At 74.1% G+C, this 7,348-nt stretch carries 7 protein-coding genes; 3 read left to right on the top strand and 4 right to left on the bottom strand.

Annotated elements, in window-relative coordinates:
* Nucleotides 1-55: 55 nt before the first annotated feature.
* Together HMPREF3099_RS01960 and HMPREF3099_RS01955 are read right to left on the bottom strand one after the other, a co-directional pair.
* Nucleotides 56-565, bottom strand: coding sequence for a heme-binding beta-barrel domain-containing protein (locus HMPREF3099_RS01960; protein ID WP_070703516.1), 510 nt, complete (start codon nt 563-565; stop codon nt 56-58).
* Nucleotides 566-604: 39 nt separating this feature from the next.
* Nucleotides 605-1,405, bottom strand: a complete 801-nt coding sequence (locus HMPREF3099_RS01955; protein WP_141761935.1) for a hypothetical protein — start codon at nt 1,403-1,405, stop codon at nt 605-607.
* 234 nt (nt 1,406-1,639) lie between these two features.
* Here HMPREF3099_RS01955 and mshD point away from each other — a divergent pair, with 234 nt between their 5' ends.
* The 3 genes from mshD to HMPREF3099_RS01940 are packed head-to-tail and all read left to right on the top strand — an operon-like array spanning nt 1,640 to nt 5,766.
* Nucleotides 1,640-2,530, top strand: coding sequence for a mycothiol synthase (gene mshD, locus HMPREF3099_RS01950; RefSeq protein ID WP_070703514.1), 891 nt, complete (start codon nt 1,640-1,642; stop codon nt 2,528-2,530).
* 42 nt (nt 2,531-2,572) lie between these two features.
* Complete coding sequence (locus tag HMPREF3099_RS01945) at nt 2,573-4,843, top strand: RNA degradosome polyphosphate kinase (protein ID WP_202816660.1); 2,271 nt, start codon at nt 2,573-2,575, stop codon at nt 4,841-4,843.
* Nucleotides 4,840-5,766, top strand: a complete 927-nt coding sequence (locus HMPREF3099_RS01940) for an NUDIX hydrolase (protein WP_070703512.1) — start codon at nt 4,840-4,842, stop codon at nt 5,764-5,766. Before HMPREF3099_RS01945 ends, HMPREF3099_RS01940 begins: the two co-directional genes overlap by 4 nt.
* A 14-nt stretch (nt 5,767-5,780) precedes the next feature.
* Here the strand turns inward: HMPREF3099_RS01940 and pth are convergent, their stop codons facing one another.
* Both pth and HMPREF3099_RS01930 read right to left on the bottom strand, forming a co-directional pair.
* On the bottom strand, nt 5,781-6,389 hold the full coding sequence (gene pth / locus HMPREF3099_RS01935; protein ID WP_070703511.1) for an aminoacyl-tRNA hydrolase: 609 nt from the start codon (nt 6,387-6,389) through the stop codon (nt 5,781-5,783).
* Nucleotides 6,390-6,492: 103 nt separating this feature from the next.
* Nucleotides 6,493-7,164, bottom strand: a complete 672-nt coding sequence (locus HMPREF3099_RS01930; protein WP_070703510.1) for a 50S ribosomal protein L25/general stress protein Ctc — start codon at nt 7,162-7,164, stop codon at nt 6,493-6,495.
* Between the last annotated feature and the right edge of the window lie 184 nt (nt 7,165-7,348).

Genomic DNA, 7,348 nt, shown 5'->3' with positions numbered 1-7,348 from the left:
GGGCTCGCACCCCAGCGGGGTGCGAGCCCTCCGTGCGTCCCGGGAGGTGCCGGCCTCAGCCCTCCACGCGCTTGAGCTGCGCCGACATGTGGCTGGTGAGGGGGTGACCGCCGTAGGCCATGTCCATCACCCACATGAGGTCGCCGTTCACCAGGCCGTAGAGCCGCTTGGCCGCGGTGTACTCCGCGGCGCCCGCCGTGCGCAGGATGCCGTCGGTGGCCAGCTCGATGCTGGGACGCTCCGGGTGACGCTGGCCGAAGTACTGCTCCACGTAGCCGGTGGGGTGGGCCAGGAGCAGCACGAACTCGCCGTCCTCCCCCTCGGGGCGCCAGAAGCCGCTCTCCACGGCGAGGACCTCCCCGGGGCGCCCGTCCTCGTCGAGCATCCACGCACGGCTGGTCCAGGTGATGTAGTCCTGCCCGTCGTGGGTGGCCACGAGCTCCTGGCCGAAGTTGCCCGACTCGCGGTCGGGGTAGCCGACCACACCGGCGCCCTCCCAGCGGCCGAGGAGCCAGGCCAGCGGGGCCAGGCGGGGGGACATGTCGGGGTCGATGGTGAAGACCATGGCGCTCCTGCGTGACGGGGTGGGCGGGTGGGCCGTCGATCAGGCGAGGACCGGGCCCAGCATCGCGGACAGGCCCGCAACGATACCCGTGAGCGCCACACTCACGAGCCCCGCGACGACGCCCCCGGAGGCACCGCTGGCCACCGCGGGCAGGCGCAGCAGCACCAGCCGGGTGGCCTGCGAGACGGCCGGCGCCACGAGCGCCGCCCCCACGAGGAGCACCCGACCGGCACCGCTCAGGTGCTGCCAGCCGCCGAGCAGCAGGGCGGCTGCGGTGGCCACGGCCGCGCCCCCTGCCCAGGCCCACCACCGGCGCGTCGGCAGGAGGGCGTCACCGACGGCGGTGACCAGCACTCCGAGGGCAGCCACGGCCACGGTGCCCGGCCCGGACCAGCCCCAGAGGAAGCCGGCCACCACCACGAGGACGGCGAACACCTCCGCGGTGAGCACGTCCACCACACGCGGCCGGCCGTCGCCGCGCCACACCTGGTGCGCCAGGGAGGCCCACACCCCACCGGCCACCGGCAGTGCCCACCACACCGAGACCCCGAAGGCCCGGTCGTCGAGGCGACTGGTCAGGGCCGCGGCCACGGCCAGCGCCACCACGACGAGCAGCACCGCGACGGTCCCGCGCGGGGCGGGCAGGTCCAGCATCCGGCCCCAGCCCAGGGCCACCGCCGCACCGACGACGGCGGCCACGGCCGTCGTGAGCAGGGGCTCCCCGCCCCACGCCGTGAGGGCCAGGGTCGAGGCCGTGGCCCCGGCGGCCAGGGCAGCCGTCACGCGCCCGCGCTCGGCAGGGGCGCCGGCATCTCCGGGGAGCGGGGCCTGGGACGGCACGGGGACCTCCAAGGGGGCGGCACGGGGAACGGGTGCGGGAACGGGGCCGGGCGCCCCGCTGCCCGTAACCTACGGCACTGCCCCCCGTCCTCACGGTTCGTCCCGGAGGCGGCGTCCGCCCGGCCCCGACGCTCGACGCGCTCGGCCCGCGGGAGGCCCCCCTCCGCGCCGCGGGCGACCCGGGTCACCGCATCCAGCCCCGCCGGTGACGCGGCGCCGTGGTGGAATGGACCAATGTCGCCGGACCTGACACACCGCCCCGCCGAGACTCTCACCGACGCCGAGCTGCAGGCCGTGGCCGAGCTGGCACGCCGGGCCGGGCGGGCCGACGGGGTCGACCCCCTCAACGAGGAGTCGCTGCTGGCGCTGCGCCACCGCACCCCGGGGCGCACCCACGTGCTGGCCACCGAGGGGGACCGTCTCGTGGGCTACGGCACCCTCGCCCACGGGTCCGCCGAGGTGGTGACCGACCCGGAGGTGCGCCGCGCCGGCCTGGGCGGCAGCCTCCTGGACGCCCTGCGCGAGGTGGACCCGCAGCTGCGCCTGTGGGCCCACGGGGACCTGGACGGGGGCCGGCGCCTGGCCGCGTCCCGCGACCTGGTGCCGCTGCGGTCCCTGTGGCGGATGGAGCGGCCCGTCGCCGGGGAGTTCTCCGAGCTGCCGCCGGTGCGGCTGCCAGAGGGGGTCTCGGTGCGCGCCTTCGAGCCCGGCCGGGACGACGCGGCCTGGCTGCGCCTCAACGCCCGGGCGTTCGCCGACCACGCCGAGCAGGGGCGGATGACGCAGGAGGACCTCACCGCCCGCACCGAGGAGGGCTGGTTCGACCCCGCCGGCTTCCTGCTCCTGGTGGACGAGCAGCACGAGGGCGAGCTGGTGGGCTTCCACTGGACCAAGGTCGACGAGCTGCCCGTCGGCGAGGTGTACGTGGTGGGCGTGGACCCCGACCGGCAGGGTGAGGGCCTGGGTCGGGCGGCGACCCTCGTGGGCCTGCACCACCTGGCCGGGCAGGGCGTGGAGACCGTGGAGCTCTACGTGGACGGCGACAACGAGGCAGCGGTGAGCACCTACGGCCGGCTCGGGTTCGAGCGTGCCGCGGTGGACGTGCAGTACGGCCCCGCCGCCTGAGGGGCCGGCAGCGCACCGCCGGGCCCTCCTACGATGGGCGGCATGGTGGACTCGACAGCTCCTGGAGCGGACTCACCCCAGGAGCACGACCCCGGAGCCCCGTCGACGCAGCGAAGGGGCTCCCGCATCATCCACCCCCCTCGGCCCCGGGCGGTGCACACGGTCCCAGGTGCGGACGGGGACCTCCCCGCCGACCGCTTCCTCGAGCGTGAGACGAGCTGGCTGCAGTTCAACGAGCGGGTCCTCGAGCTCGCGGCCGACCGCACCATCCCCCTGCTGGAGCGCGTGCGCTTTCTGGCGATCTTCGCCCGCAACCTCGACGAGTTCTTCATGGTGCGCGTCGCCGGGCTCCAGCGGCGCATCGCCACCGGCTTGGCGGTCCGCACCCCCTCCGGCCAGGACCCCCACGAGGTGCTCGCGACCGTGGGCCGCTGCGCGCACGCTCTCATGGACGAGCACGCGCGCCTCCTCCACGACGACGTCCTGCCGGCCCTGGACCGGGAGAACGTGCGGGTGGTGCGCTGGGAGGAGCTCGCGGCGCACGAGAAGCAGTACTTCGAGGACCTCTTCGTGGAGCAGGTCTACCCCGTGCTCACCCCGCTCGCGGTGGACCCCGCCCACCCCTTCCCGTACATCTCCGGCCTCTCGCTGAACCTCGCCGTCACCCTCACCGACCCCCGGACCCTCAGCGACCACTTCGCCCGGGTGAAGGTCCCCCCGGCCCTCCCCCGGCTGCTGCGCGTCTGCCACGGGCTCGGGGTCCACGAGAGCGACGAGGTGCTGGTCCGCTCGGAGTCGGGCATCCGCTTCCTGCCCATCGAGGACCTCATCGGGGCGCACCTGTCCCTGCTCTTCCCCGGCATGGAGGTGCGCTCGACCTACACCTTCCGGGTCACGCGCAACGAGGACCTGGCCCTGGACGAGGACGGGTCGGAGAACCTCCTCCCCGCCCTGGAGCGCGAGCTCACCCGCCGGCGCCAGGGCCCCCCGGTCCGGTTGGAGACCGAGGCGTCGATGACCCCCGAGGTGCTCTCGATGCTGAAGCGGCAGCTCCGCGTGGCCGGCCCGGACGTGTACGTCCTCCCCGGCCCACTGGACCTGCGGGGCCTGGAGACGCTGGCCGACCTGCACCTGATGCCCCTGCGCTGGCCGGTGATGCAGGCGCACACCCACTCCGACCTCGCGCCCGTGGAGAGCGCCACCGAGGTCGACGTGCTGAGCGCGATGCGGGACCGCGACGTGCTGCTGCACCACCCCTACGACTCGTTCAGCACCTCCGTGCAGCGCTTCCTCGAGCAGGCCGCCGCCGACCCCGACGTGCTGGCCATCAAGCAGACCCTCTACCGCACCAACGGAAACTCGCCCATCATCGGCGCCCTGGTGGACGCGGCCGAGGCCGGCAAGCAGGTGCTCGCGGTGGTGGAGATCAAGGCCCGGTTCGACGAGGAGAACAACATCAGCTGGGCGCGTGAGCTGGAGCGCGCCGGGGTGCACGTGGTCTACGGCCAGGTGGGGCTCAAGACGCACGCCAAGGTGTGCCTCGTGGTGCGCCAGGAGCGTGGCGGGCTGCAGCGCTACGCCCACGTGGGCTCCGGCAACTACAACCCCGGGACGGCCCGGGTGTTCGAGGACCTCGGCCTGCTCACCTGCGACCCCGAGGTCACCGAGGACGTGACCCGTCTGTTCAACCAGCTCTCCGGGATTGCCCCCGGGGCCCGTTTCTCCCGGCTGCTGGTGGGTCCCCACACGGCCCGCACGGGCGTGCTGGAGCTGGTGGAGCAGCAGTGCGCGCGCGCCCGGGCGGGGCACCGGGCCCGCGTCCGCCTCAAGGGCAACGGGCTGGTGGACCAGGAGGTCGTCGACGCGCTCTACCGGGCCTCTGGGGCCGGGGTGGAGGTGGACCTGTGGGTGCGCGGCATCTGCACGGTGCGCCCCGGCCTGCCCGGCCTCAGCGAGAACATCCGCGTCCGTTCGATCGTGGGGCGGCTGCTGGAGCACAGTCGCGCGCTCGTGGTGGGGGTCCCGGGCGACCCGCACAACCCGGTGCGCGCCTTCATCGGGTCGCCGGACATGATGCCGCGCAACCTGGACCGGCGGGTGGAGGCGATGGTGCGGCTGCAGGACGTGGACCACGTGCACCACGTGGACTGGCTGTTCGACACCGCCTTCGCGCCCGACACCGCCTGCTGGGAGCTCGACGGCGACGGCCTGTGGACCCGACGACACACCGACGGCGAGGGACGTCCCCTGAAGGAGATGCACTTCGAGATGGAGAAGCACTACACCCGCGCACGCAAGGAGAGCCGCCGATGACCCGCGAACGCGTCGTCCAGGCCGCCGGCGCCGTGCCCTGGCGCCGGCGCCGTGGTCGCCTGCAGGTGGCGATGGTGCACCGGCCCCACTACGACGACTGGAGCTGGCCCAAGGGCAAGCTGGACCCCGGCGAGCTGCTGCCGTGGACGGCCGCCCGCGAGGTGGCCGAGGAGGCCTCCCTGCAGGTGAGCCTGGGCCTGCCGCTGCCCACCGCCCGCTATCGGATGCCGAGCGGCGGCGTGAAGCAGGTGCACTACTGGGCCGGCCGGGTCACCGGCGACCTGGGCGACCTGCAGCACGAGGTCGACGAGGTGGCCTGGCTGTCCCCGGACCAGGCCCGGCGCCGCATCAGCTACCCCCACGACCGCGAGCAGCTGGACCGGCTGCTGGAGCTGGACGACCACGGCATGCTGGACACCTGGGTGCTGGTGGTGCTGCGCCACGCCCTGGCCCTGGAGCGCCGCCGCTGGGACGGCCCGGACTGGGAGCGACCCCTGGTGCCCCGCGGCTTCGAGGACGCCAAGGTGCTGGCCACCACGCTGCAGGCCTTCGGGGTGGACCGCATCGTGTCCTCCCCGTCGGCCCGTTGCACCGACACGGTCGCCCCCTTCGTGGCCCTCTCCGCCCTCAAGCCGCGGCTCAAGCGGGGCCTGTCCGAGGAGGGCTTCGAGGCCGAGCCGCACAAGGCCGCCCGGCACGTGCGCAAGGCACTGGCCAAGGGGCGCAGCACGGTGCTGTGCTCCCACGGCCCGGTGCTCCCCTCGATGCTGGAGGCCGCCGCCGAGCACACCGAGCCCGGCTCCCCCGAGGAGGCCACGGTGCTGGACCTCGCGCGCACCGGCATGCGCAAGGGCGGCATGGTGGTGCTGCACGGCACCGGGCAGGGCGAGTCCGCCCGCGTGCTGGCCAGCGAGACCTGGTGAGCCCCGCGCCGCGCTCAGCGCGGTGAGTGGTGCACCTGCTGGGCGGCCTCCAGGCCGGTCAGCAGGAGGCGCTCCACGGCATCGGCGCCGTCGCCCAGCAGGAAGGGCAGCTCCTTGCGCTCGGTGGAGGAGAAGTCCTTGAGCACGAAGTCGGCCACCTCCATGCGGCCCGGCGGGCGGCCGATGCCCAGGCGCACCCGGAAGTAATCCTTGGTGCCCAGCGACCGGGTGATGGACCGCAGGCCGTTGTGCCCGCCCTCACCACCGCCCTTCTTGAGCCGCACCGCCGCGAAGTCGATGTCGAGCTCGTCGTGCAGCACCACCACGTGGTCGGGCTCGATGCGGTGGTACCGCGCGAGGGCGCTCACGGGGCCGCCGCTGACGTTCATGTAGTCCAGCGGGGTGGCCAGCACCACGCGCGGACCGGGGCGCCCGCCGGGGAAGGTGCCCAGCCGCGTCTCCGCGCTGACCGCCCTCGCCTGCTTGGCCGCCGTCAGGCGCACGCCCGCCGCCGCGGCCATCTCGGCCACCACCATCGCCCCCACGTTGTGGCGGTTGCCGGCGTAGCGCGGGCCCGGGTTGCCCAGCCCCACCACGAGCCACGGCCCCTCGTCGAGCTCCATCGGACGTCCTTCCTCGGCGGCACCCCGCCGGACACGGGTGCGGGGCCCCACCATCGTGGCAGGGCCCCGCGTCACACGGTGCGCCGGGGGACGGCGCGGCAGGTCACTCGGACTTCTCGTCCTCGCCACCCTCGGACTCGGCAGCCTCGGCGGCCTCCTCGTCGGACTCGTCGTGCTCGATGCCGGCCTCCTCCTCGGCCTCGGCGAGCTCGGCCTCCAGGGCCTCGGCGGAGATGGTCTCGGAGACGTTGACGATGGTCTCCTCCGGGTCGGTGACGAGCTCGACGCCCTCCGGCAGCTCCAGGTCGGAGGCGTGCACCAGGGTGCCGGCCTCGGCGCCCTCGACGGAGACGACGATGGACTCCGGGATGTCCAGCACAGGGGCGCTGACGGTGACGGTCGAGGTGGGCACGGAGACGACGGTCTCCGGGGCGGCCTCGCCCTCCACGTGGATGGTGACGTCCACGTCCACCTTCTCGTGGCGGTTCACGATGACGAAGTCGACGTGCTCGATGATCGGCTTGATCGGGTCGCGCTGCACGTCCTTGGCCAGCACCAGGCGGTCCTCACCGGAACCCCAGGTCAGGGTCATCAGGGCGTTGGTGTGGCGCAGGGCGATGAAGGCCTCGTGGCCCGGCAGCACGACGTGGAAGGGGCCCTCGCCGTGGCCGTAGACGACGGCGGGGATGCCGCCCTCGCGACGGACCTGGCGGGCAGCGCCCTTGCCGAAGGTGGTGCGCTCGGTGCAGTTGATCTGGATGGTCTTGCCGGCCATGTGCTCTCCTCAGGTGTTCCTCGGTGGGGTGGCGAGGGCCGCGAGGAAGACCTGCCCCGTGGAGTGCAGGGCCTGGGTTCGTCGCCGCGTCGATCACGGGCCTGCCCCTGTGGGCGGCCCCTCGCCGAAGCTCAGTGCGAGGAAGTGTAGACGCAGCGGTGGCCGGGGCCGAAATCCGGCCCCG

The organism is Kytococcus sp. HMSC28H12 (assembly GCF_001816045.1).
Classification (GTDB): Bacteria; Actinomycetota; Actinomycetes; order Actinomycetales; family Dermatophilaceae; genus Kytococcus; species Kytococcus schroeteri.
This window is presented reverse-complemented; position numbering and strand designations above follow the sequence as displayed.

What these genes read in the sequence shown, in the direction of transcription:
- HMPREF3099_RS01960 (WP_070703516.1), bottom strand. Translation starts at nt 565, where the DNA reads ATGGTCTTCACCATCGACCCCGACATGTCCCCCCGCCTGGCCCCGCTG.
- mshD (WP_070703514.1), top strand. Translation starts at nt 1,640, where the DNA reads ATGTCGCCGGACCTGACACACCGCCCCGCCGAGACTCTCACCGACGCC.
- HMPREF3099_RS01945 (WP_202816660.1), top strand. Translation starts at nt 2,573, where the DNA reads ATGGTGGACTCGACAGCTCCTGGAGCGGACTCACCCCAGGAGCACGAC.
- HMPREF3099_RS01940 (WP_070703512.1), top strand. Translation starts at nt 4,840, where the DNA reads ATGACCCGCGAACGCGTCGTCCAGGCCGCCGGCGCCGTGCCCTGGCGC.
- pth (WP_070703511.1), bottom strand. Translation starts at nt 6,389, where the DNA reads ATGGAGCTCGACGAGGGGCCGTGGCTCGTGGTGGGGCTGGGCAACCCG.
- HMPREF3099_RS01930 (WP_070703510.1), bottom strand. Translation starts at nt 7,164, where the DNA reads ATGGCCGGCAAGACCATCCAGATCAACTGCACCGAGCGCACCACCTTC.